The sequence below is a fragment of the Glycomyces dulcitolivorans genome, assembly GCF_003265355.1.
Taxonomy (GTDB): Bacteria; Actinomycetota; Actinomycetes; order Mycobacteriales; family Micromonosporaceae; genus Glycomyces; species Glycomyces dulcitolivorans.
Window position 1 is genome coordinate 1 of sequence record NZ_QFRW01000294.1, and the last position, 23272, is coordinate 23272.

Genomic DNA, 23272 nt, shown 5'->3' on the forward strand with positions numbered 1-23272 from the left:
GGCCGGAGCGGCCTCGGCCTTGGGGGCCTCGGGCTCGGGCAGCGGCTCCTGGGCGGGCGCGGGGGCCGGAGCCGCGGGGGCGCCGGCGGCCTCGGACGGGTCGCCGATGATCGCCAGCTCGCCGCCGACCTCGACGTCAGTGTCCTCGGGAACCACGATCTTCAGCAGCACACCGGCAACCGGGGAAGGAACCTCGGTGTCGACCTTGTCGGTCGAGACCTCCAGGAGCGGCTCGTCGACCTCGACGGTGTCGCCTTCCTTCTTGAGCCACTGGGTGACAGTCCCCTCGGTGACCGACTCACCGAGAGCGGGCATCGTTACCGATGTCGGCATCGTTCGTTCAACTCCTGCGGTTGTGGATTAGTCGTGGGCGTGCAGCGGCTTGCCGGCCAGCAGCATCGCCGCTTCGCCGATCGCCTCGTTCTGGGTGGGGTGCATGTGGATCAGCTGGGCGACGTCGTTCGCGTAGGCCTCCCAGTTGTAGATCAGCTCCGCTTCGCCGATCTGCTCGGAGATGCGCGCGCCGACCATGTGGACGCCGACGATCGGGCCGTCCTCGACCGCCACGAGCTTGATGAAGCCCTGGGTCTTGAGGATGTTCGACTTGCCGTTGCCCGCGAGGTTGTAGTTGACCGACTTGATCTTGTCGGCGCCGTACTTCTCCTTCGCCTTGTCCTCGTTGAGGCCCATGGAGGCCACCTCGGGCTCGGTGAAGGTCACGCGCGGGATGCCGGTCTCGTCGATCGGGGCCGGGTTCAGGCCCGCGATGTGCTCGGCGACGAAGATGCCCTGGAGGAAGCCGCGGTGCGCGAGCTGGATGCCGGGGACGATGTCGCCGACGGCGTAGACGCCGGGGACGCTCGTCTGGAGGCTCTCGTTCACGGGGACGAAGCCCCGGTCGAGGGTGATGCCCTGCTCCTCGTAGCCGATGCCGGCGGTGACCGGGCCGCGGCCGACGGCCACGAGCACGATGTCGCCCTCGACGACGGTGCCGCCTTGGATCGTCACCTGCACGCCCGTCGCGGTCTTCTCGACCTTCTCGAAGAACTTGCCGGTGTGGAACTTGATGCCGCGCTTGCGGAACGCCCGCTCCAGCTGCTTCGAGGAGTCGGCGTCCTCGGCCGCGATGAGGCGGGGGAGGCCTTCGATGATCTCGACCTCGACGCCCAGGGACTTCCAGGCGGAGGCGAACTCGACGCCGATGACGCCGCCGCCGATGACGATCGCCTTGTTCGGCAGCTCGGTCAGTTCGAGGGCGTGCTCGGAGGCGATGATCTTCTCGCCGTCGATCTCAAGACCGGGGAGGGTCTTGGAGTACGAGCCGGTGGCGAGGATGACGTTCTTGCCGGTGACGGTCTGGCCGTTGTCGACCTGCACGGCGTTGGGTCCGACGAGCGTGCCGGTGCCCTGGATGAAGTCGACCTTGTGAGCCTTGACCAGGCCCTGGAGGCCCTTGTACAGCTTGGAGACGACGTCGTCCTTGTACTTCTTGACCGCGGGCATGTCGACGCCCTTGAACTCGGCCAGGATGCCGAACTGCTCGGACTCGCGGGCGGTGTCGGCGACCTCGCCGGCGTGGAGCAGCGCCTTGGTGGGGATGCAGCCGCGGTGGAGGCAGGTCCCGCCGACCTTGTCCTTCTCGATGAGGGCCACCTTCAGCCCCAGCTCAGCGGAGCGGAAGGCCGCCGCGTAGCCGCCGCTGCCGCCGCCCAGGATGACTACGTCGTATCCTGCGTTCGGGTCGCTCATTGCTCTCCCCACTTAACGATGCTTAGGTTCGCTGCCCATCCTTCCACCGGGCGCGTCTCGTGGTCGCCCAGACCCGGTGCTTGGAGTGTGCAACACCATTCAACCGCTTGCTGGGAGCTTCGGAAAGTCATGTTCGTGTGCGGCTGGACACAGGCGTCATAGCGCGTGTGTACGCTTGAAAGTCGACATCGTGCGGGTGCGTGAAGGAGCGGATGTGGGCTGGTTCGGGAAGAAGAAGAAGCAGGCTGACGGGACGCTGGACCGCGCCTCCGACAACGGCGACCAGCGCCACCTGGTCGAATTCATCGGTTCGCGCACCGGCGTCGAGGCGTACGTCGAGCCGAAGACCACCGTCACCGAGACCACGGTCATGCTCATCGCCCACGACGGCGAGTGGACGCGGCGGCGCGTCGCGGGCCCCGCGGGCGCGTTCGCCCTGGGCCGCAAGCACAACATCCCGGTCTACGAGGTCGCGAAGGTCGGGTACCCGCAGCGCAAGCGGGACTTCGACGCCCGCAAGAAGCTCGAACAGCAGCGGCGCCAGTAGCGCGAAGCGGCCGGCCCTTTCGGACCGGCCGCTCACGTTAAATCTCGCGCAATATCCCGCCACCCGGCGGTGAGCGTCAGGCGGCGTGCTCCTCCAGGAGCGCCACGAGCGTGCGCACCGGCACGGCCGTCGCGCCCTTCGCGGTGTAGCCGTGCGCCGAGTCCGAGTCGGCGGGGCCCGCGATGTCGAGGTGCGCCCACGGGATCTCCTCGGGCACGAACTTCGACAGGAAGATCCCGCCCTGGATCATGTGCCCGTCGCGCTTGAGGCCGGCCGCGCACTGCGACACGTCCGCGATCGAGGACTCCATGAGCTTGACGAGGTCGTCGGGGAACGGCATCGGCCAGCCGTGCTCGCCGGTCGCCTCGCCGATACGGCGGATGCGCTCGGTCTCGGAGTCGGTGCCCATGAGGCCCATGGTGCGGCGCCCGAGTGCGATGAGCTGGCCGCCGGTGAGGGTCGCGACGTCGTAGACGGCGTCGGGCTCGTCCTCGACGGCCCGCGAGAGCGCGTCGGCGAGCACCAGGCGGCCCTCGGCGTCGGTGTTGAGGATCTCGACGGTCATGCCGTTGCGGATGGTCAGCACGTCGGAGGGCCGGTAGGCGGTGCCCGAGACGAGGTTCTCCGCGAGCGCGACGGTGCACGTGACGTTCACGTCCAGGCCCAGCTTCGCGGCGGCGATGGTCGCGCCGACCACGGCCGCGGCCCCGGCCATGTCGTACTTCATCTCCCACATGCCCGCGGTCGGCTTGATCGAGTAGCCGCCGGAGTCGAAGGTGATGCCCTTGCCGACCAGCGCGATGTGCTTGCGCGCGCCCTCGGGCCGGTACGACAGCCGAACCAGGCGCGGCTCGGCCGACGAGCCGCCGCCGACGGCGAGGACGCCGCCGTAGCCGCCCGCCGAGAGCGCCTCGGCGTTCAGGATCTCGACCTCCAGGCCCGCCGCGACGGCGGCCTGCTCGATCTCGATCGCGAACGTCGGCGGGCGCAGCAGGTTCGCGGGCGCCGACACCCAGTCCTTGACGAGCGCGATGCTCTCGCCGAGCACGACGGCCTTCGCGACCGCGTCGGCGGAGGCGCCGTAGACGCCGATCGACTCGGGCGCGTCGTCGCCGCCGCCCTCGGTCTTGAAGCCCTCGTACTTGTAGGCGCCGAGGATCGCGCCGGTCGCGGTCGCCTCCGGGTCGCCCTCGAATGCGATCGCGACCGTGCCCTGGCCGAACGCGGCCCGCACCGCGGTCCCGGCGGCGCGGCGCAGGGTCTCGTCGTCGAGGTCGCCGGCGTCGCCGAGGCCGACGGCGTAGACGAGCTTCGCGCCGAGCGCGTCGGGCGCGGGCAGGCGGGTGAGCGAGGAGGCCGCGCCGGTGTTGCCGAGGGCGGCCAGCTGCTCGGCGAGCCGCCCGCCGAACCCGGCGTCGACGCCCGCGAGGCTCTCGGGCAGCACGGGCGCGTCCTCGCCGGAGAAGACGCCCACGACGAGCACGTCGACGTCCGCGTTCGCGGCGTCGCCGGATGCGCTCAGCAGATCAGTCACGATCAATCCTTAGGTGTGTCGGGGACCAAATGCTCCGATCCTAGCCACTGGGACGCGCACGATAGGCTCTGTCCCATGTCCGAACCGTCGCTGCTCACCTCACCGCTGCACTCCCGCCACACCGCCCTCGGCGCGAAGTTCGCCGAATTCGCGGGCTGGGACATGCCCCTCCAGTACCCGAGCGGGGTGCTCGCCGAGCACCAGGCGGTGCGCACCGGCGTCGGCGCCTTCGACGTCTCCCACCTCGGCAAGATCTGGGTCACCGGCCCCGGCGCGGCCGCGTTCGTCAACCGCTGCCTCGCCAACGACCTCGACCGGATCGGCCCCGGCGGCGCCCAGTACACGCTGTGCCTCGACGAGTCGGGCGGCGTCGTCGACGACCTCATCGCCTACCGCTTCGGCGACGACCAGGTCTTCCTGATCCCCAACGCCGCCAACACCGCCGAGGTCGCCCGCCGCCTCGCCGCCGCGGCCCCCGAGGGCGTCGAGGTCCGCGACGTCCACCGGTCCTTCGCCGTCATCGCCGTCCAGGGCCCCGAGTCGCCGCGCATCCTCGAACACCTCGGCCTGCCGCACGACCACGACTACATGAGCTTCCGCGAGCAGAGCGAGGTCATCGTCTGCCGCTCCGGATACACCGGCGAGACCGGCTTCGAACTCGTCGTCCCGAACGAGGCCGCGGGGGACCTGTGGGACGCCATGCTCGCCGCCGGCGCCGCCCCGTGCGGCCTCGGCGCCCGCGACACCCTCCGCCTGGAGATGGGCTACCCGCTCCACGGCCAGGACCTCAGCCTCGACATCACCCCCGTCCAGGCCCGCCTGAACTGGGCCATCGGCTGGGACAAGCCCGAGTACTGGGGCAAGGCCGCCCTCGACGCCGAGAAGGCCGCCGGCCCCAAGCGCCGCCTGTGGGGCCTGGAGGCCACCGGCAAGGGCGTCCCGCGCGCCCACATGACCGTCCTCGACGGCGACACGGCCGTCGGCGAGACCACCTCCGGCACCCACGCGCCGACCCTGAAGAAGGGCGTCGCGCTCGCGCTCCTGGACGCCGCGTACAAGCCCGGCGCCGAGCTCGAACTCGACGTCCGCGGCAGGCGCCTGGCGGTGCGGGTCGTCAAGCCCCCCTTCACGAAAGCCACACCCAAGTAGACCGTCCGAAGGGCTGGTCTTGCCTGGCGCGAGGTTCTCAGATAGCGTTTACCAGAACCTCGCAGACGAAGGAGTCACATGTCAGGCACCCCGCATCGCTATGCCATCGTCGGGACCGGATCGCGCGCCACGATGTACGTCAACGCGATCATCGAGCGGGGTGACAGGGCCGCGCTCGTCGCGCTGGCCGACCCCAACCCGAAGCGGATCGCCCACCACGCCGCCGCGGTCGAGGCCGCCGGGCTCCCCGCCCCGGCCGTCTACGCCGCCGCCGACTTCGGGACCCTCCTGGCCGAGACCGACCCCGACACCGTCATCGTCACCTCGGTCGACGCCACCCACCACGAGTACATCCTCGCCGCGCTGGCCGCCGACAAGGACGTCATCTCCGAGAAGCCGCTGACGACCACCGCCGAGCACGCCGCCGAGATCCTCGCCGCCGAGGCCGCGTCCGCCGGAAAGGTCACCGTCACCTTCAACTACCGGTACAACCCCCTCCACGAGAAGGTCGCCGAGCTGCTCCGCGAGGGCGCGATCGGCGAGATCACCTCCGTGGGCTTCGACTGGCTCCTCGACACCCGCCACGGCGCGGACTACTTCCGCCGCTGGCACCGCGAGGAGGCCAACTCCGGCGGCCTGCTCGTCCACAAGTCCGGCCACCACTTCGACCTCGTCAACTGGTGGCTCGACGCCGCCCCCGTGCGCGCCTTCGCGAAGGGCCGCCTCGCCTTCTACGGCGAGAACGGCAAGGCGAACGGCCACGACCGCGGCTACGAGCGCGTCCACGGCTCCGAGGCCGCCGCCGACGACCCGTTCGCCCTCCACATGGAGGAGAACCCGACGCTCAAGGCCCTATACCTCGACGCCGAGGACGAGGACGGCTACATCCGCGACCAGTCGGTGTTCGCCCCCGGCGTGACCATCTACGACGACATGATGGCGCTCGTGGACTACGACTCCGGCGTCACGCTCTCCTACCGGCTCACCGCCTACTCCCCTTGGGAGGGCTACCGGGTGCACTTCAACGGCACCCAGGGCCGCCTCGAACTCCTCGTCGTCGAGAACGACCACGTCAACCCGGCCCTCAAGGGCCCCAACGGCGCGAGCATCCACGGCACCCACGCCGCCGCAGAAGAGGGCCGGTACGAGCTGACCGTGCACCCGTTCTGGACCAAGCCGACGAAGATCGACCTCGGCGAGTACAACCGCGCCGGGCACGGCGGCGGCGACACCCGCATGCTCGGCGTCCTCTTCGACGGCGACACCGACCCGCACGACCGCTCCGCGAGCGCGCAGGACGGCCTCAACGCGCTGGCCGCCGGTCTGGCGTCGAACGCCTCGATCCGCACTGGGCAATCGGTTGCCGTCGCGGACCTGTTCAAGCTGGAGAAATAGTGCCTCTTCACCCCGACCGACTCTTCCCGGCCGACGAGCGCACGCGCGCCATCGCCCGCGAGCTCCACCAGCGGACGGCCGACCTGCCGCTGGTGAGCCCGCACGGGCACGTCGACCCGCGCCTGATCGCCCAGAACCGGCCGTTCCCCGACCCGGCGCGCCTGTTCGTCGTCCCCGACCACTACCTGACCCGGATGCTGTACGCGCAGGGCGTGCGCCCCGACGAGCTCGGCGTGCCCTCCGCCGCCGGTGATCCCTCCGAAGTGGACGGACGTACGATCTGGCGGCGCTTCGCCGAGCACTACTTCCTGTTCCGCGGCACCCCGTCGAAGCTGTGGCTCGACCACACCTTCGCCGAGGTCTTCGGGATCTACAAGGAGCTGAGCGCCGACACCGCCGACGAGTTCTACGACCACCTCTCGGCGCGCCTGGCCGAGCCGGCCTACCGGCCGCGGGCCCTGTTCGACCGCTTCAACATCGAGGTCCTCGCCACTACCGAGTCCCCGGTGGACTCCCTGGAGGCGCACGCGGCCCTCGCGGCGATCCCGGCAACCGGTGGCCGAAGGTGGGGCGGCAAGGGCGGCAAGGTCGTCACCACGTTCCGGCCCGACAACCTGGTCGAACCCGGGTGGCCGGGCTGGCGCGAGCGCGTCGACGCCCTCGCCGCGATCACCGGGCAGGACACGGCCACGTTCGACGGCTTCATCGCGGCACTGCGCAAGCGCCGCCAGGACTTCATCGCCGCCGGGGCCACCTGCACCGACCACGGCAACCTCACCGCCGCGACCGAGGACGACCCGAAGGCCGCCGCGGAGATCTACGCCAGGGCCCTCGACGGCGAGGCGAGCGAGGCCGAGATCCTGCGGTTCCCGGCGCTCATGCTCGTCGAGTTCGCGCGCATGAGCGTCGACGACGGCCTGGTCATGCAGCTCCACCCCGGCTCGGACCGCAACCACAACCAGTGGCTGTACGAGGGCTGGGGCCGCGACGTCGGCGGCGACATCCCCAACGGCACCGAGTACACGCGCGCGCTCAAGCCGCTGCTCGACGCCTTCGGGAACCACCCGCGCTTCCGGATCGTGCTCTACACGCTCGACGAGACCGTGTTCAGCCGTGAGATCGCGCCGCTCGCCGGCGGCTACTCTGCCGTGTTCGCGGGCGCCCCCTGGTGGTTCCTCGACTCCCCGGAAGGCATGCGCCGCTTCAGGGAGGCGATCCACGAGACCGCCGGGTTCTACAACACGGCCGGGTTCGTCGACGACACCCGCGCGTTCTGCTCGATCCCGGCCCGCCACGACCTGGCCCGGCGCATCGACGCTTCGTTCCTCGCGCGCCTGGTCGCCGAGCACCGCATGACCGACGGCGAAGCCGCAGAAGTGGCCGTGGACCTCGCCTACAATCTCCCCCGCAAGATCTACGGATTGGAAAAGTAAGTGTCGACCAAGATCGAACGCCTCGAGGTCCACGACGTGCGGTTCCCGACCGCGACCGCCGGCGACGGCTCGGACTCGATCAACCGCGCCGACTACTCGGCCTGCTACGTCGAGCTGTACACCGACGGCGGCCCCACCGGCACCGGCTTCACCTTCACCGGCGGCCGCGGGACAGAGATCTGCGTCCAGGCCGTCAAGGCCTTCGCGCACCTCGTGGTCGGCAAGACGGTCGAGGAGATCTTCGCGGACCCCGTCGAGTTCTCCCGCTCGATCGTCCAGGAACCGCAGATCCGCTGGCTCGGCCCCGAGAAGGGCGCCACCCACATGGCCGTCGGCGCGATCGTCAACGCCGTCTGGGACCTGCGCGCCAAACTCGAAGGCAAGCCCATGTGGCAGCTGCTCGCCGAGATGGACTCCGCCGAACTCGCCGCCCAGATCGACTACCGGCACATCGAGGACGAACTCACCTACGACGAGGCCGTGGCGATCCTGGAGGAGGGCCGGATCGGCTACGAGGACCGTCTCAAAGTCCTCGAATCCGACGGCTTCCCCGCCTACACCACCTCCGTCGGCTGGCTCGGCTACTCCGACGACAAGGTCCGCGCCCTCACCGAGCAGGCCGTCGCCGACGGCTGGACCGCCGCGAAGATGAAGGTCGGCTCGCCCGACGTCGCCGACGACGTGCGCCGCGCCCGCATCATCCGCGACGTCCTCGGCCCCGACCGGCTCCTCATGATGGACGCCAACCAGATCTGGTCCGTCCCCGAGGCCATCGCGAACATGCGCGAACTCGCGGCCTTCGACCCGTACTGGATCGAGGAGCCCACCCACCCCGACGACATCCTCGGCCACGCCCGGATCGCCAAGGCCGTCAACCCGATCCGCGTCGCCACCGGCGAGGTCGCCGCCAACCGCGTCATCTTCAAGCAGCTCCTCCAGGCCGAGGCCATCCAGGTCTGCCAGATCGACGCCTGCCGCGTCGGCGGGATCCCCGAAGTCCTCGCCACCCTCCTCATGGCCGCCAAGCGCGGCGTCGACGTATGCCCGCATTCGGGCGGAGTGGGACTCTGCGAATACGTGCAGCACCTCGGCATGTTCGAATACCTTCGGATCGGGAAGACCCTGGAGGGACGCATGATCGAGTACGTCGACCACCTGCACGAGCACTACACGGACCCCGTCACCGTGGTGGACGGCCGCTACCGGCTCCCCACGCAACCCGGCTACTCGGTCACCCTCAAGGCCGAGTCCATCGCCGAGTACTCCTTCCCGAACGGTCCCGCGTGGAACGCCTAAATCAAGAGGTCCTGAAGCGGCTCCCCGGGAACATCACGGTTCCCGGGGACCGCCCCGACCGCGCCGGGATCCTCCACCTCGGCGCCGGCGCGTTCCACCGCGCCCACCAGGCCGTCTACACCGACGACACCGACTGGGGCATCACCGTCGCCGCGCCCCGCTCGCGCGACGTCATCGACGCCCTCGCCGCACAGGACGGCCTCTACACCGTCGCGACCCTCGGCCCCCACGGCGCCGACCTCCGCGTCATCGGCTCGATCGTGGACACCCTCCACATCGCCACCGAACGCGACCGGGCCCTCGACCTCATCGCCGACCCCGCCACCCACGTCGTCACCCTCACCGTCACCGAGAAGGCCTACCGCGACCCGCACGGCGTCCCCGGCCTCCTCGCCGACGGCCTCGCCCGCCGCGCCGCACAAGGCGGCCCGCCGCTCACCATCCTGTGCTGCGACAACCTCCCCGACAACGGCAAGACCACCCGCGCCGCAGTCGAACCCCTCCTCGACGACACCACCCGCGCCTGGGCCGACGAGCACGTCACCTTCCCCTCCAGCATGGTCGACCGCATCGTCCCCGCCTCCACCCGCGCCACCTACGAGCGCGCCCTCGGCGAACTCGGCGTCTCCGACCTCGCCGCCGTCGAAGCCGAACCGTTCACCCAGTGGGTCATCGAAGACAACTTCGCCGGGCCCCGCCCCGGCTGGGACGCCACCTACACCACCGACGTCGCCGGCTGGGAGCGCCTGAAACTGCGCACCCTCAACGGCGTCCACTCCACCCTCGCCTACCTCGGCGCGCTCGCCGACGCCGAGACCGTCAGCGAGACCCTCGCCCTCCCCGGCGCCGAGGAGTTCGCGCGCTGGCTCATCAGCGAGCAGATCGCGCCGAGCTTCACCCCGCCCGACGGGCAGGACACCGTCGCCTACGGCGAAGGCGTCCTGGAGCGCTTCGCGAATCCCGGCATCCGCCACCGCTGCATCCAGATCGCCATGGACGGCTCCCAGAAGCTCCCGCAGCGCCTCCTCGGCACCATGACCGACCTCGTCGCAGCCGGCGTCGACCTCGACCTCATCGCGCTGCCCCTCGCGGCCTGGACCCGCTTCTGCGCCGGCAAGTCCGACGCCGGAGCCGACCTGCCGCTCGACGACCCCCTCAAAGACGTCCTGCGCCAGAGCCTCGCCGCCGCCGGCCCCGCCCCGGCCGCGCGCATCGACGCGATCCTCGGCATCCGCCAGGTCGTCCCCGAACCCCTCGCCGACAACCACCAGCTGCGCCGGGCCGCCGCCAAATGGCTGCGCGAACTCGACCGGCACGGCGTCGCCACCACACTGGAGCACCTGTGACAACGAGCATCCCGCGCGTCGCCCTCGTGGGCGCCAACGGCTTCGGCCTCCACCACCGCGAGCACAACCTCGCCCCCCGCGCCGAACGCGGCGAACTCGCGTTCGTCGGCATGTGCGACACCGCCGAGATCCAGGAGCGCCCCGGCGCGGCCATCGGCGACACCCCCGTCTTCGACGACTACCAGGCGATGCTCGACGCCACCGACCCCGACGTCGTCATCATCGCCACCCCGCCGCCCAGCCACCTCCCCATCGCCGCCGCCGCGATGCGCCACGGCGCCGACATCTACCTGGAGAAGCCCCCCGTCACCAACCTCGACGAATACCGTGCACTGTACGAAGTCATGACCGAGACCGGCCGCAACGTCCAGGTCGGCTTCCAGGCCCTCGGCTCCCACGCCTTCAACGCCGTCCGCGACGCCATCGAAGCCGGCCGCTTCGGCGAGATCGAGTCCATCGGCGTCGCCGGCTCCTGGCAGCGCCCCGACTCCTACTACCGCCGCTCCGCCTGGGCCGGCAAGCGCGAACTCAACGGCACCCTCATCGCCGACGGCGCCCTCGCCAACCCCTGGGCCCACGCCTCCCAGCAGGCCATCGCCCTCGCCGGCGACTGGCCCCTCCAGGGCCCGGTCGAACTCGAACGCCTCCGCACCCGCGAGAGCATCGAAGTCGACGACACCGCCGCCTGGCGCGCCACCAATAAGAACGGCGTGAAGATCACCGTCGCCGTGACCCTCTGCGGCGACAAGAAGGTCGAAGGCGACATCTACATCAAGGGCACCGAAGGCGAAGCCTGGTACGGCTTCCGCGAAGACCTCCTGCGCCTCCCCGGCGAGACCGAGGCCAAGCAGTACGGCACCACCAACCTCCTCGACAACCTCCTCGCCCACCGCCGCCGCGGCGTCGGCCTCATCTCCGGCCTGCGCCGCTCCAAGCCCTTCACCGGCGTCCTCGAACAGGTCCTCACCTCGCCCGTCCCGCGCCTGGTCGACGACAAGCACCTCGAACGCGTCGGCGACGACCCCGTCACCATCCTCAAAGGCGCCGACCAGGCCGTCGTCGACGCCGCCACTCAAGGGAAGCTCTACAGCGAACTCGGCCTCCCCTGGGCCTGAACGCGAACGGGCCCCCGGCGAACGCCGGGGGCCCTCTTCTCTATTCGGGGGTCAGCTGGCCCCGGCGCTGGCGGTCACGACGGACTTCACCTGCGATGGCGTGGTGAGCGAGTACCCGTACGGGACGCCGCTCACCGAGCCGCTCGACGCGGGTGTGCCGGTGTTCACCAGGTGGTTGTTCCTGGAGAGGATCCGGCCGCCGTCCGAGGAGCCCTCGCCGATGTGGACGGCGTCGTCCGCGTTCTCGAGGTAGTTCCCCTCGAACAGGACGCCGGCGTTCTCGGTGGTGGCCACGCAGTACGAGCCGATGTTGACGTAGTAGTTGTTGTAGACGTGGACGGTCGAGCCGAACCGCACGCGCGGGGTCCGCTGGTTCGTGCCGTTGAACCAGTTGTGGTGGTAGGTGACCCGCAGGTGGCCGATGTCCTGGCCGCCGTTGGAGTCCGAGTGGCCCAGCAGCATCGTCTTGTCGGTGCCGTTGAACCGGTTCCACGACACCGTGATGAAGTCCGAGCCGCGCTTGATGTCGAGCGCGCCGTCGTAGCCGGTGCCGAAGGTGTTGTTGTCGAACCAGAGGTTCGTGGACCCGTCCTGGACGTTGATCGCGTCGTCGGACCAGGCGTTGAACCGCATGTTGTAGACGATCACGTTGCGGTCGGTGTCGAAGTTGAGGCCGCCGCCGGTGAAGGTGGCGCCCGAGTTGCCGATGATCGTGGTGTTGGACCCCACGTTCACCATGCCGGACAGGGCGATCGTGCCGCTGACGCGGACGATCTTGGCGCTGCTGGAGGCCACCGCGGAGGTGAACGCCGAGGCCGTGGTGACCGTGGTGGTGGGGCCGCCCGCGCCGCCGGTGGTGCCGCCGTTCTGCGTCGCCCAGCCGGTGAGGCCGGACTGGGCGACCGCAGGTGCCGGGTCGAGGGCGGTGACCGACAGCGCGGCCAGTGCCAGCGCCGCGACGAGCCCGAGGACCCGTCTGGCCGTGAGGGAGATGGTCGTCGACATTGACGAGCTTCCTTTCGTTGGAGAGGGAGGCACAACGTATTGATGTACGTCTATTTTTCACGGTAAGCCCGAGAGGACAGCGTTTGCAAGGCTTCGGCCCGAAATAGAAAGGGGCGGGGAAGACGATGAGCCACCGGCCCTGACGGGCGTCTGGCAAGCGCTGGTAACCGTGGGGCAATCGGTTGCACCGACGCGCTCGACGCACTGGACGAATTTCGTCGGGTCGTGCTACAAACTCCCCATGGCTCTCTTCGACCTCCCCCTGGAACAGCTCCGCGAATACCGGCCCGACGTCCCCGAACCGGCCGACTTCGACGAGTTCTGGAAGACCACCCTCAGCGAGGCCGGCGGCTTCGGCCTCGACGTGCGGGCCGAGCCCTACGACGCGGGCCTGGTCACCGTCGACGTCCTCGACGTCACCTTCGCCGGCTGGGGCGGCCACCCGATCAAGGCCTGGCTGGTCAAGCCCAAGGGCGTCGAGGGCCCGCTCCCGTGCGTCGTGGAGTACATCGGCTACTCCGGCGGCCGCTCCTACCCCTGGTCCCACACCACCTACCCCGCCGCCGGCTGGGCCCACTTCGTCATGGACACCCGCGGCCAGGGCTACGGCAACTGGCAGCCCGGCGACACCGCCGACCCGTACGGCACCACCGGCCCCACCAACCGCGGCTGGATGACCCAGGGCCTCGAAGCCCCTGAGCACTACTACTACCGCCGGGTCTTCACCGACGCCCACCGCGCGGTCGACGTCGCCAAGGGCTTCGACGGGATCGACCCCGACCGGATCGTCGTCGCCGGCGGCAGCCAGGGCGGCGGCATCGCCCAGGCCGTCGGCGGCCTGCGCGGCGACCTCGCCGGCGCGATGGTCGACGTCCCGTTCCTGACGCACTTCCAGCGCGCCGTCGCCATCACCGACGCGTTCCCCTACCAGGAGATCGTCGAGTTCCTCTCGGGCCAGCGCCTGCGCGAGGACCGCGTCTTCGCGACCCTGAACTACTTCGACGGCCTCCATTTCGCCGCCCGCGGCACCGCGCCCGCGCTCTACTCGGTCGGCCTGATGGACGACATCTGCCCGCCCTCGACCGTGTTCGCGGCCTACAACCGCTGGCAGGGCGACAAGCGGATCACCGTGTGGCCCTGGAACAAGCACGAAGGCGGCGGCGTCCACCAGAGGGGCGAGCACCTGAAGTTCCTCACCGAGCACTAGGCACGGCGAAGGGGCGGGACCGACCGGTCCCGCCCCTTCCGCATGTCCTACAGTTCGCGGATCTTCAGCCGCTCCAGCGCCTCGTCGTGCAGCAGCCCGTTCGTGGCCAGCGCCGACCCGCCGTCGGGGCCGGGGCGCCCGCGCAGGTCGGTGAACGTCCCGCCGGCCTCCTCGACGATGAGCGCGAGCGGCGCCAGGTCCCACAGGGCCACTTCGGGTTCGGCCGCGATGTCCACGGCCCCCTCGGCGAGCAGGCAGTACGAGTAGAAGTCGCCGAAGCCGCGCTCGCGCCAGGCCTCGTGGAGCATCCCGAGCATGGCGCCCTGCCGGTCGAGCTTGGCCCAGCCGGTGATCGAGGAGATGCTCACGGACGCATCGGAAAGGGAGGCGACCTTGGAGACGTGGATGCGCTTCCCGGCGCGCTGGTCGCGCCCGGCGAAGGCCCCGGCGCCCTTCATGGCCCACCAGCGGCGGTTGAGGGCGGGGGCGCTGACGACGCCGACGACGGGCTCGCCGCGGTCGAACAGGGCGATGAGGGTGGCCCAGATGGGGACGCCGCGCACGTAGTTTCGGGTGGCGTCGATCGGGTCGATGACCCATTTGCGGCCGGAGGCGCCGGGGTTGTCCCCGTACTCCTCGCCGTAGACGCCGTCGCGGGGCCGGGCGCGCGAGAGCGTGGACCGCAGGACCTCTTCGATGGTCGTGTCGGCGTCGGAGACCTCGGTCATGTCCGGTTTCGACGAGACCCGGAGGTCCGAGGACCGGAACCGGCTCGTTCCGATCTGGGCCGCCGAGTCCGCGAGCAGATGCGCGAGGCCGAGATCGTCGTTGTAGCTGGAAGAGGGCATGGGCTCATCCTACTGAGTGCGCCCCTGCGGTCAGTTCTTCGTGTCCGCTTCGTGCAGCGAGGCGAGGACGCGCCTGAACGAGGCGAGGCGTCCGGCACGCGGGTCGTCGGGTCCGATCTGCGCGTCGAGGGCGCAGTCGCCGATCTCGGGGGTGTGGGTGCACCCGCGCGGGCAGTCCTCGGCGACCTCGGCGAGTTCGGGGAACGCCTTGAGGATCGAGTCGGCGGTGACGTGGGCGAGGCCGAAGGAGCGGACGCCGGGGGTGTCGATGACCCAGCCGCCGCCGGGCAGTTCGAAGGAGACGGTGCTGGTGGAGGTGTGCGAGCCCTTGCCGATGGCGCGGACCTCGCTGACGGCGCGCCCGGCGCCGGGGACGAGGCGGTTGACGAGGGTGGACTTGCCGACGCCGGAGTGCCCGAAGAACACGTTCTCCTTGTCGCGCAGCAGTCCGACGAGCTCGTCGAGCGGTGCGTCGGGTTCGGTGGCGGTGATGGTGAGGTCGAGCTGCGAGTAGTAGGCGCGGACCTCCTCGACCATCTGGGGGGCGAGGTCGTTCTTGGTGAGGCACAGGACGGGGTGGACCCCGGCGTCGTAGGCGGCGACGAGGCAGCGGTCGACGAATCCGTACCGCAGGGGCGGGTCCACGGTGGAGGCGACGACGACGAGGGTGTCGACGTTGGCGACGACGACGCGCTCGGTGGCGTTCTCGTCGTCGGCCGAGCGGCGCAGTTCGCCGTGGCGCTCTTCGATCCTGACGATGCGCGCGAGGGTCCCGGGGGCGCCGGTGAGGTCGCCGACGAGGCCGGCGCGGTCGCCGACCACGATGGACTGCTTGCCGAGCTCGCGGGCCTTCATGGCGGTCACGGTGGTCTCGCCGAGGCGGCAGGTGTAGCGGCCGCGGTCGACGGCGGTCACGAAGCCCTCGACGGCGTTCGCGTGCTTGGGCCGGATCTTGGTGCGGGGGCGGGAGCGGCGCGAGGCGCGGACCTTGACGTCGTCCTCGTCCCACTCGTCGTCATCGTCGTCGGCGTCGACGTCCCATTCCGGCTTCGGCAACGGCTAGCCCTTCCCTCGCACGGCCTGCTCCCAGACCTCCGCGAACTCCGGCCAGGTCTTGGAGACGCAGGCGACGTCGTCGAGGACGAGCCCGGGGACGACGAGTCCGGCGACGGCGCCGGAGTGGGCCATGCGGTGGTCGGCGTAGGTCGCCCAGGTGCCGGGCGCGCGCCCGCCGGAGTTGACGCGGAAGCCGTCCTCGTACTCGTCGACGTCGGCGCCGATCTTGCGCAGTTCGGTGACCAGGGCCGAGACGCGGTCGGTCTCGTGGCCGCGGATGTGGGCGACGCCGCGGATCGCGAAGGGGCCCTTGCTGACCCCGAACACGGCCGCGAGAGAGGGGGTGAGTTCGGAGGCGTCGGCGAGGTCGAGCTCGGACGGGATGGCCTCCGCCGAGCCGTAGGCGGTGAGGCCGCCGCGGGTCCACTCGACGCGGGCGCCGAGCTGGACGAGGACGTCGCGGATCGCGTCGCCGGCCTGGGTGGTCTCGGTGGGCCAGCCCTCGACGGTGACCCGCCCGCCCGCGACGAGCGCGGCGCACAGGAACGGGGCGGCGTTCTGGAGGTCGGGTTCGATGACCCACTCGCGGCCCTGGAGCTCACCGGGGGCGACGCGCCAGCGGTTGGGCTCGGAGTCGTCGACGTCGGCCCCGGCCTGGCGGAGCATCTGGACGACCATGTCGAGGTAGGGGCGGCTGGGCACGGGCCGGTCGCCGGTGTGGCGCAGGTCGAGGCCGTTCTCGAACCGGGGTGCGGCCATGAGCAGGGCGCTGACCAGCTGCGAGGTCTTGGAGGCGTCCACTTCCAGCTCGCCGCCCTTGACGCGGCTGGTGGCCTCGACGGTGAAGGGGAGCGCGAGGCGCCCGCCGTCCTCGATGTCGACGCCGAGGCCGCGCAGGGCCTTGATGACGCCGTCGTTGGGGCGGTTGCGCGCGTGCGGGTCGCCGTCGAAGGCCACGGGCCCGTCGGCGAGGGCCGCGACCGGCGGCAGGAACCGCATCACGGTCCCGGCGAGGCCGCAGTCCACGGAGGTCCCGCCCCGGAACGAGCCCGGGGTGACGGTCCAGATGTCGTCGTCGGCGGTGTCGACCGCGACGCCGATCGCGCGGAGTCCTTCGACCATGAGGAGGGTGTCGCGGGCGATGAGCGGGCGCTTGATCGTGCTGGGGCCGGAGGCGAGCGCGGCGAGGATGAGGGCGCGGGCCGTCATCGACTTCGAGCCGGGCACGCGGACGACCGCGTCGAGGGGGGCCTCGGCGTACGGGGCCTCCCAGCGGCGCTTCTCAGGGGCGGCGGTTGCGTTCACGCCGCCAGTCTAGTGGCCCGGTGTGCGGGAGCCGGGTGGTCGCCGGGCCGGGGTGGCGTGACCGGACGTTCGAAGCTGGACGTTCGAAGCTGGACGTTCGAAAATCTGCGTCCGGAATTGAGGAGCCGCGGTGTCGGTGGCCGGGGTTACGGTGTGGGCATGTGCGGAAGGTACGCCAACAGCAAGTCAAACCCCAGCATGGCGGCGCTCTTCGACGCCGAGGACCTCATCGCCGGTGCATGGGATCCCAGATACAACATCGCGCCCACGGCGCAGGCCCCGCTGGTGCGCCGCTCGAAGTCGCGCGACGAGCGGGTCGTCGAACTCGCCCGGTGGGGCCTGGTCCCGCCGTGGGCCTCCGACCCCGCGATCGGCGCCCGCATGTTCAACGCCCGCATCGAGACCGTCGCGACCTCCCGCGCGTACAAGCGCCCGTTCGCGACGCGGCGCGCGCTCGTCCCGGCCGACGGCTGGTACGAGTGGCGCAAGCTCCCCGGCAGCGGCAAGCAGCCCTACTTCTTCACCCGGCCCGGCGGCGTGGTCTTCGCCGGCCTGTGGGACACCTGGAAGGACGGCGACCTCACCTTGCTGACCTTCACCGTTTTGACCTGCCCCGCGATGGGCGAGGCGATGGAGACCATCCACGACCGCATGCCCTATGTCCTCCCGCCCGAGCGTTACGCCGCCTGGCTGGGGGAGGAGGACGCGGCCGAGGGCGAACTGCTCGCCGGCCCCGTCCGGTCCCTGCCCGACGATCTGGAGATCAGGAAGGTCGGTCGCGGCGTCGGCCGCGCGACCAACGACGGGCCCGAACTCGTCCGCCCCGCGGACGGCGAGACCGGTCCCTCGACCATTCCAGGACTGTGAAGTCAATCACAGCACTGTATTGGTATCTGTACCACAACTCGTCGGTCTTTCGTGTACAAGCCGTCGCCGGCTGAAGGAACCGCTCCCTTGCGTCGAGGCGAAGACGCGTTGGAACGGCCGCGGCGGCAATGGAATAGGGAGGCAGCAATGCGGCGAATCCGCCCCGAAGAAGTAGCCCGCGCCCGGAAAGACCCCCGGCTGCTCGACGCCGCCGAATACCGCTCGGAGAGCCTCGGCGGCTCGTACCGGATGAGCGGCGACGACTGGCTGCGCCGCGGCAACTGCGCCGAGGTCGAACCGGACGTCATGTACCCCGAGCCCCGCGAGCCCATCGACGAGGCCCTGGCGATGTGCGCGTCCTGCCCGGTGCGCACGCCCTGCCTGGTCCGCGCCCTTGAGGCCCGCGACCGCCACGGCGTCTGGGGGGCCACCGCGCCCCGCGAGCGCCGCGCGATGATCGAGGTCTGGAAGGACATCAACCCCTTGGCCGTGGGCGCCTAGCGCTCACCGATTCGGATGGCCGCGACCGCCCGTACGGGCGACCGTCGCGGCCTTTCGCATGTCCAGGGGGATTCCGTAGCCTCCCCGGACCGGCGGCGGTGTCATGTCCGCCGGCCCGGGGCAGGTACTGGGAGTTCACGCGCCGACGTGTCATCGGCGCGATCAAGACCCTTCCGGGTCCACTGACGATAACGACCCCGCGCACCGAAAGTTACCGATTAAATCCATTAAGTAGTAATTTCGGTGGTTTTCGTGAATTTCGCACGCTTCGATCGTCTCCTGACCGTAGATGTGGCGGAGGAGACTAGCGGGGTTTCGCCGACGGCGGAATGAACCCGCACCCGGGGCTGTTGAGCGGTACGAGTCTCCGACCTCGCTGTAAGGAGCGCATCGCTTATGACCACCACCGTCCGCGGACGCGAAGACGAGCGCCTGGCCGCCCTGCTGAGCGGCCCCGAATGGTCCCCCGCCTACGGGACCGGTTCCGTCTCCGGCGTCACCGCCGCCGGTATTTCCGCCGTCCCCTCCCAGGCCCCTGCCGTAGGCTCGGCTTCTGAGGCCGACGAGAGGGAGACGGTGACCGAGGCAGGAAGCGAGACCGCCCAGGAGCGGCGCGCGCGTTTCGAGCGCGACGCGATGCCCCTGATCGACCAGCTCTACGGCGCCGCCCTGCGCATGACGCGCAACCCGGCCGACGCCGAGGACCTGGTCCAGGAGACGTTCCTGAAGGCGTACTCGAAGTTCCACCAGTTCCGCGAGGGCACCAACCTCAAGGCGTGGCTGTACCGGATCCTCACGAACACGTACATCAACTCGTACCGCAAGAAGAAGCGCCAGCCGCTGACCTCGCCGACCGACGAGATCACGGACTGGCAGCTCGCGGACGCCGAGTCCCACTCGGCCTCGGGGCTGCGCTCGGCCGAGACCGAGGCCCTCGACCACCTGCCCGACTCCGACGTCAAGGACGCCCTCCAGCGCCTGGGCGAGGACTTCCGCCTGACGGTGTACCTCGCCGACGTCGAGGGCTTCTCCTACAAGGAGATCGCCGACATCATGGGCACGCCCATCGGCACCGTCATGTCCCGCCTGCACCGGGGCCGGCGCCAGCTCCGCCAGCTGCTGAGCTCGTACGCCGCCGACCGCGGCCTTTCGCCCGCACAGGAGGGCCAGTCGTGACCAGCGAAGCGGACAAGCCCAGGCTCGACTGTCGCGAAGTGCTCGAAGAGGTCTACCTCTACCTCGACGAGGAGTGCTCCGACGTGCGCCGCGGCGTCATCAAGGACCACCTCGAAGAGTGCTCGCCCTGCCTCTCGGAGTACGGCATCGAGCAGGAGGTGCGCACGATCGTGCACCGCTGCTGCTCCAAGGAGACGGCGCCCGACGACGTCAAGGAGCGCCTGCGCCAGAAGCTCCACGCGATCGAGCAGGTCAGCGAGCTGTTCAGCGAGGTAGCCGAGCGCGACCGCTGAGCGCGCCCGAGCCTCCCCGTCCCTTACGAGGCGGCGTTCGCCTCGATCATGCCGATCGAGATCTGGAGCGACGCCTCGCGGATCTCCTCTTCCTCGGAGTCGTCGACCCGCGGGAAGGTGATCCAGTTGCTGTAGAGGGTCGTGATCGCGTCCCACGCCCGCAGGCGGTTGATGAGCGCGGCGTCCGCCTCGACCAGCAGCGCGTGCAGGCGCTGCTGCCGCAGCCGGAAGACCGACATGCGGTCCAGGCGCGTGAGCGCGGCCTGGTTGTTCTGCATGAACCGCAGCACCGGCACGTGCGAGCGGATGACCTCCGCGTAGCGGCGCAGCAGTTCGGTCCGGGTCCCCAGTTCCCGCGGCTGGGTGTCGCCCCAGTCGCAGATGCGGTCGAGATCGACCGCGTAGGACTCGAAGAAGCTCGCCGCGATGTCTTCCTTCGTCTTGAAGTGGTAGTACAGCGCGGCCTTGGTGACGCCGAGGTGCTCGGCGATCTCCCTGAGAGAGGTGTGCTCGTAGCCGTGCTCGCTGAAGAGCGCGATCGCGGTCTGCTGGATCCGCTCGCGGGTGCTCGGCTGGTTCTGCTCGCGCGCTTCGCGCGGCGCTTCCGTCATGTGGGCAAGTCTCGTTCTTGTCCTAGGGCCAGTGCCATCGCGGGGCAGTCGCGGCCACGGCCGCCTGCCCCGCCAAGCGCTAGCTGTTCGGCCGCTTCCCGTGGTTCGCGGCCTTCTTCTTACGCGACTTGCGCTTGCGCGATGCCTTCGCCATGGCTTCCTCCTCGGTGGTCGGGAATTCAGTGGTCCAACCTTACCGGTACCTGCGCGACCGTCCGGAGGGCGTTGACGACAGCGTGAAATCGACGGAGGGTTGGGAGTGTGCGAAGGGGCGCCGCCCGGTCCGCGGGAAGCCCCGGGCGGCGGTGGACGGCCCTGGCGCGCGTGGACTAGGCTTCATTATGAAGGTTTATTTAATATTTCTTTGCGGTATCCGTCTGACAAGGAGCGTCCCGTGAACCAGCCCCAGGCCGGCGTCCCCGACACCACCGGCGCCGACGTGCGCCCCGGCATCGGCATGGCCGCCGACATCGCCGAGCAGCCCGACGTCTACGCCGGCGTGCTCGACCACGGCGCCCCCGAGATCGCCCGGATCGCCGCGCTCATCGCGCAGCGGAAACCGCGCTCCATCGTCTTCACCGCCCGCGGCACCTCCGACCACGCCGCCCTCTACGCCGCCTACCTCACCGAGATCCGCCTCGGCCTCCCCGCGAGCCTCGCCAGCCCCTCCGTCGTCACCGTCTACGACGCCCGCCCCGACTGGTCCGACAGCCTCGTCATCGCCGTCTCCCAATCCGGCGGCTCCCCCGACCTCGCCCAAGTCGTCGCCGCCGCCCGCGCCGGCGGCGCCCTCACCCTCGCCGTCACCAACAACCCCGCCTCGCGCCTCGCCAATGAAGCCGAACTCCACCTCGACGTCCGCGCCGGCCACGAACGCGCCGTCGCCGCCACCAAGACCTACACCGCCGAACTCCTCACCCTCCTGCTCCTCATCGAAGGCATCCGCACCGGCACCGGCCGCCTCGAAGCCGCCGAAGCCGCCGCCCTCGACAAGCTCCCCGAACTCGCCCAGAGCGTCCTCGACGACCCCGGCGCCGCCGAACTCGCCGGCCGCTACCGCTTCGCCTCCCGCTTCGTCACCACCGGCCGCGGCTACGCCTACCCCACCGCCCGCGAGACCGCCCTCAAACTCATGGAGACCTCCTACCTCCCCTCGCTCGCCTTCTCCGGCGCCGACCTCCTCCACGGCCCCCTCGCCATGGCCGACCCCGGCGTCCCCGTCCTCGCCGTCGTCGGCTCCGGCCCCGGCGGCCACGCCATGTGGAACGTGCTCACCCGCCTCGAAAAGCAGCGCGCCGACGTCGTCATCGTCGGAGCCGCCGACGTCCCCGGCCAGACCGCCCGCCTCGCCACCCCCGCCGTCGACGAGCGCATCGCAGCCCTTCTGGACATCCTTCCGCTGCAACGGGTCGCACTCCACCTCGCAACTGAACGGGGCGAGAACCCCGACGCCCCAAGAGGTCTCAAGAAGGTCACAGAGACGGTGTGATCCCAGCTCGGCGGCGCCGCAGAAGCTGGTGTTCACCTTCGGTTCACCGAACCGTTCACCCGTCTCCGTACACTCAGCGTCATGCAGGCCCCACCTGCCGCGAAGACCGGCATCACCGAGATCGTCTGGCATGACAGGCGGTACCGGGCCCGTGCGGTCGCAGGCGGCGCCGCATTCGAGCTCTATTCGGACACTTCGGAACCCGGCTTCCAACCCAGCGGGTCCACCCACCACCGGTTCGTTCACGCCAACGAGGTGACCAGCGCCGGCGGCGAGCTCCTCCTCGCCGGCGTCGCCCCGCTGTCGATCCCGGTCATGCCCGGGGTCACCGCGTCCACAGTGCACCAGTACAGCCAGAACCCGCGCATCGGCCCCGCCGAGCGCGCCCTCGTCTCCGCCACCCGGGCCACCGCGTTCATCACCACCGGCACCCGCATGGTCAAACCCCTCAGCCGCCACCAGGTCTCACGGCAACTCACCTCCGCGCCCCTCGTCAGCGGCCTGTGCTTCCGCGAATTCGACGTCGCCCACCTGCGGTTCCCCAGCGACCGCATCGTCCTCTCCGGCGACCCCGACGACGTGCGCGACCTCGCCTTCGCCCTGCGCTGGCGCGCCATCGGACCCGACGACTACACGAGCTCCGAACTCGTCAACTTCCCCGGCCTCGTCGGCATCCCCGGCCGCGAGCGGCGCGGGTCGATGGTCCTCGGCACCGGGTTTCTCCCCAGCGGCACGCACCTCATCCCGGAGTTCACGACCGCCGGGCTCGCCGACCTGCCGCTGACCGCGCGCGCCGAGATCATCGCGTACACGCCCGACGGCGCCGAGATCGCGCTGTTCCAGTACCAGCCGCAGACGAACGTGTGGAACCGCGTCGCCGGCGCCCGCCACCGCGACCTCGTCAGCCGCATCCCCGGCCTGGAGACCGGCCGCACCCTCTTCCGCGTCAACCCCGCGGTGCACGCCGGCCTCACCGGCGAGCACGAGGGCGAGCGCGTCTCGATCACCGCCGACCCCGGCCACGGCTTCCACGCCTACGAGCGCGGCGCCGCCAGCCGCAGCCCCATCGTCGGCCCGCGCCGCTTCCACACCCGCGCGCGCTGGCGCGACACCGACGTCGTCGCCCTGGGCCGCAACGAGGACTGGGTCCGCCTGCGTCTGAGCCAACCCGACATCGAGGCCATCATGGCCGCCGACGCCACCTGCGTCGAACGCGGCGTCTACGAATGCTGGGCCCCCCTCGCCGAACTCGAGAACCCCCGCACGGTCAACCTCGAATACCCGGTCCCCCCGACCCCGGTCCTGTAGCCGCGAACCTCCTTGGGGGCCTCCCCCCCGCCCCCACCCCCC

At 70.5% G+C, this 23272-nt stretch carries 23 protein-coding genes; 14 read left to right on the forward strand and 9 right to left on the reverse strand.

Annotated features, from left to right (window positions below; all coding sequences use genetic code 11):
• Both DI269_RS20020 and lpdA read right to left on the reverse strand, forming a co-directional pair.
• Positions 1 to 333: biotin/lipoyl-containing protein (locus DI269_RS20020; protein ID WP_408612315.1), on the reverse strand; the 333-nt coding region annotated here is incomplete at its 3' end.
• Between the two features lie 27 nt (positions 334 to 360).
• A complete protein-coding gene (gene lpdA, locus DI269_RS20025; RefSeq protein ID WP_112139109.1) occupies positions 361 to 1749 on the reverse strand; it encodes a dihydrolipoyl dehydrogenase in 1389 nt (462 codons plus the stop codon).
• Positions 1750 to 1963: 214 nt separating this feature from the next.
• On the opposite strand from lpdA, the gene DI269_RS20030 reads away from it, so the two are divergent.
• Positions 1964 to 2296, forward strand: a complete 333-nt coding sequence (locus tag DI269_RS20030; protein ID WP_112139111.1) for an oxidoreductase — start codon at positions 1964 to 1966, stop codon at positions 2294 to 2296.
• Positions 2297 to 2372: 76 nt separating this feature from the next.
• Here DI269_RS20030 and DI269_RS20035 read toward each other — a convergent pair whose 3' ends face one another.
• The gene (locus DI269_RS20035) at positions 2373 to 3830 is read right to left on the reverse strand and encodes a leucyl aminopeptidase (RefSeq protein WP_112139113.1); all 1458 of its coding nucleotides are present in this window, start codon (positions 3828 to 3830) and stop codon (positions 2373 to 2375) included.
• Between the two features lie 75 nt (positions 3831 to 3905).
• Here DI269_RS20035 and gcvT point away from each other — a divergent pair, with 75 nt between their 5' ends.
• The 6 genes from gcvT to DI269_RS20065 all read left to right on the forward strand — a co-directional run bounded on the left by gcvT (position 3906) and on the right by DI269_RS20065 (position 11564).
• Positions 3906 to 4979 carry a glycine cleavage system aminomethyltransferase GcvT gene (gcvT, locus tag DI269_RS20040; protein ID WP_112139115.1) on the forward strand — a complete coding sequence of 358 codons (1074 nt, stop codon included), beginning with the start codon at positions 3906 to 3908 and terminating at the stop codon, positions 4977 to 4979.
• Positions 4980 to 5057: 78 nt separating this feature from the next.
• On the forward strand, positions 5058 to 6374 hold the full coding sequence (locus tag DI269_RS20045) for a Gfo/Idh/MocA family oxidoreductase (protein ID WP_112139117.1): 1317 nt from the start codon (positions 5058 to 5060) through the stop codon (positions 6372 to 6374).
• Positions 6374 to 7807 (forward strand): glucuronate isomerase, encoded by a 1434-nt coding sequence (uxaC, locus tag DI269_RS20050; RefSeq protein WP_112139119.1) that lies wholly within the window; start codon positions 6374 to 6376, stop codon positions 7805 to 7807. Before DI269_RS20045 ends, uxaC begins: the two co-directional genes overlap by 1 nt.
• On the forward strand, positions 7808 to 9103 hold the full coding sequence (locus DI269_RS20055) for an enolase C-terminal domain-like protein (RefSeq protein ID WP_112139121.1): 1296 nt from the start codon (positions 7808 to 7810) through the stop codon (positions 9101 to 9103).
• The gene (locus tag DI269_RS20060; protein WP_112139123.1) at positions 9091 to 10449 is read left to right on the forward strand and encodes a mannitol dehydrogenase family protein; all 1359 of its coding nucleotides are present in this window, start codon (positions 9091 to 9093) and stop codon (positions 10447 to 10449) included. Before DI269_RS20055 ends, DI269_RS20060 begins: the two co-directional genes overlap by 13 nt.
• Positions 10446 to 11564, forward strand: a complete 1119-nt coding sequence (locus tag DI269_RS20065; protein WP_157975112.1) for a Gfo/Idh/MocA family protein — start codon at positions 10446 to 10448, stop codon at positions 11562 to 11564. Before DI269_RS20060 ends, DI269_RS20065 begins: the two co-directional genes overlap by 4 nt.
• Positions 11565 to 11615: 51 nt before the next feature.
• On the opposite strand, the gene DI269_RS20070 is transcribed toward DI269_RS20065, so the two are convergent.
• Positions 11616 to 12569 (reverse strand): pectate lyase family protein, encoded by a 954-nt coding sequence (locus DI269_RS20070; protein ID WP_112139127.1) that lies wholly within the window; start codon positions 12567 to 12569, stop codon positions 11616 to 11618.
• Between the two features lie 241 nt (positions 12570 to 12810).
• Between DI269_RS20070 and DI269_RS20075 the strand changes: the two genes are divergently transcribed.
• Positions 12811 to 13776 (forward strand): acetylxylan esterase, encoded by a 966-nt coding sequence (locus tag DI269_RS20075; RefSeq protein WP_112139129.1) that lies wholly within the window; start codon positions 12811 to 12813, stop codon positions 13774 to 13776.
• A 47-nt stretch (positions 13777 to 13823) separates the two neighbouring features.
• Here DI269_RS20075 and hisN read toward each other — a convergent pair whose 3' ends face one another.
• The 3 genes from hisN to aroA are packed head-to-tail and all read right to left on the reverse strand — an operon-like array spanning position 13824 to position 16985.
• Positions 13824 to 14624: a histidinol-phosphatase gene (gene hisN, locus DI269_RS20080; protein WP_112139131.1), complete on the reverse strand. Its 801-nt coding sequence runs from the start codon at positions 14622 to 14624 to the stop codon at positions 13824 to 13826.
• Between the two features lie 30 nt (positions 14625 to 14654).
• A complete protein-coding gene (rsgA, locus tag DI269_RS20085; protein WP_112139133.1) occupies positions 14655 to 15680 on the reverse strand; it encodes a ribosome small subunit-dependent GTPase A in 1026 nt (341 codons plus the stop codon).
• Positions 15681 to 15683: 3 nt separating this feature from the next.
• Positions 15684 to 16985 carry a 3-phosphoshikimate 1-carboxyvinyltransferase gene (gene aroA / locus DI269_RS20090; RefSeq protein WP_112139135.1) on the reverse strand — a complete coding sequence of 434 codons (1302 nt, stop codon included), beginning with the start codon at positions 16983 to 16985 and terminating at the stop codon, positions 15684 to 15686.
• A gap of 159 nt (positions 16986 to 17144) precedes the next feature.
• On the opposite strand from aroA, the gene DI269_RS20095 reads away from it, so the two are divergent.
• From DI269_RS20095 to rsrA, 4 genes are all read left to right on the forward strand, one after another.
• Entirely contained in the window at positions 17145 to 17852 is a 708-nt protein-coding gene (locus DI269_RS20095) for an SOS response-associated peptidase (protein ID WP_112139137.1), read from the forward strand.
• A gap of 147 nt (positions 17853 to 17999) precedes the next feature.
• Positions 18000 to 18353: a WhiB family transcriptional regulator gene (locus DI269_RS20100; protein ID WP_112139139.1), complete on the forward strand. Its 354-nt coding sequence runs from the start codon at positions 18000 to 18002 to the stop codon at positions 18351 to 18353.
• A 396-nt stretch (positions 18354 to 18749) separates the two neighbouring features.
• Positions 18750 to 19529: a sigma-70 family RNA polymerase sigma factor gene (locus DI269_RS20105; protein WP_112139141.1), complete on the forward strand. Its 780-nt coding sequence runs from the start codon at positions 18750 to 18752 to the stop codon at positions 19527 to 19529.
• Entirely contained in the window at positions 19526 to 19822 is a 297-nt protein-coding gene (gene rsrA / locus DI269_RS20110; protein ID WP_112139142.1) for a mycothiol system anti-sigma-R factor, read from the forward strand. The genes DI269_RS20105 and rsrA overlap by 4 nt, the downstream gene beginning before the upstream one ends.
• A 23-nt stretch (positions 19823 to 19845) precedes the next feature.
• On the opposite strand, the gene DI269_RS28705 is transcribed toward rsrA, so the two are convergent.
• A complete protein-coding gene (locus DI269_RS28705) occupies positions 19846 to 20433 on the reverse strand; it encodes a TetR/AcrR family transcriptional regulator (RefSeq protein WP_112139144.1) in 588 nt (195 codons plus the stop codon).
• Positions 20434 to 20512: 79 nt separating this feature from the next.
• Complete coding sequence (locus DI269_RS29180) at positions 20513 to 20587, reverse strand: 50S ribosomal protein bL37 (RefSeq protein ID WP_408612316.1); 75 nt, start codon at positions 20585 to 20587, stop codon at positions 20513 to 20515.
• Between the two features lie 303 nt (positions 20588 to 20890).
• On the opposite strand from DI269_RS29180, the gene DI269_RS20120 reads away from it, so the two are divergent.
• A complete protein-coding gene (locus tag DI269_RS20120) occupies positions 20891 to 21922 on the forward strand; it encodes an SIS domain-containing protein (RefSeq protein WP_112139148.1) in 1032 nt (343 codons plus the stop codon).
• An 81-nt stretch (positions 21923 to 22003) separates the two neighbouring features.
• Positions 22004 to 23230: a hypothetical protein gene (locus tag DI269_RS20125; protein WP_112139146.1), complete on the forward strand. Its 1227-nt coding sequence runs from the start codon at positions 22004 to 22006 to the stop codon at positions 23228 to 23230.
• The last annotated feature ends 42 nt before the right edge of the window (positions 23231 to 23272 follow it).

Bases quoted from the DNA above. Each gene is read 5' to 3' on its own strand.
- DI269_RS20045 (WP_112139117.1), top strand. From the start codon at position 5,058: ATGTCAGGCACCCCGCATCGCTATGCCATCGTCGGGACCGGATCGCGC.
- DI269_RS20095 (WP_112139137.1), top strand. From the start codon at position 17,145: ATGTGCGGAAGGTACGCCAACAGCAAGTCAAACCCCAGCATGGCGGCG.
- gcvT (WP_112139115.1), top strand. From the start codon at position 3,906: ATGTCCGAACCGTCGCTGCTCACCTCACCGCTGCACTCCCGCCACACC.
- DI269_RS28705 (WP_112139144.1), bottom strand. From the start codon at position 20,433: ATGACGGAAGCGCCGCGCGAAGCGCGCGAGCAGAACCAGCCGAGCACC.
- DI269_RS20075 (WP_112139129.1), top strand. From the start codon at position 12,811: ATGGCTCTCTTCGACCTCCCCCTGGAACAGCTCCGCGAATACCGGCCC.
- DI269_RS20120 (WP_112139148.1), top strand. From the start codon at position 20,891: ATGGCCGCCGACATCGCCGAGCAGCCCGACGTCTACGCCGGCGTGCTC.
- DI269_RS20125 (WP_112139146.1), top strand. From the start codon at position 22,004: ATGCAGGCCCCACCTGCCGCGAAGACCGGCATCACCGAGATCGTCTGG.
- DI269_RS20070 (WP_112139127.1), bottom strand. From the start codon at position 12,569: ATGTCGACGACCATCTCCCTCACGGCCAGACGGGTCCTCGGGCTCGTC.
- DI269_RS20100 (WP_112139139.1), top strand. From the start codon at position 18,000: ATGCGGCGAATCCGCCCCGAAGAAGTAGCCCGCGCCCGGAAAGACCCC.
- lpdA (WP_112139109.1), bottom strand. From the start codon at position 1,749: ATGAGCGACCCGAACGCAGGATACGACGTAGTCATCCTGGGCGGCGGC.
- DI269_RS20105 (WP_112139141.1), top strand. From the start codon at position 18,750: ATGACCACCACCGTCCGCGGACGCGAAGACGAGCGCCTGGCCGCCCTG.
- hisN (WP_112139131.1), bottom strand. From the start codon at position 14,624: ATGCCCTCTTCCAGCTACAACGACGATCTCGGCCTCGCGCATCTGCTC.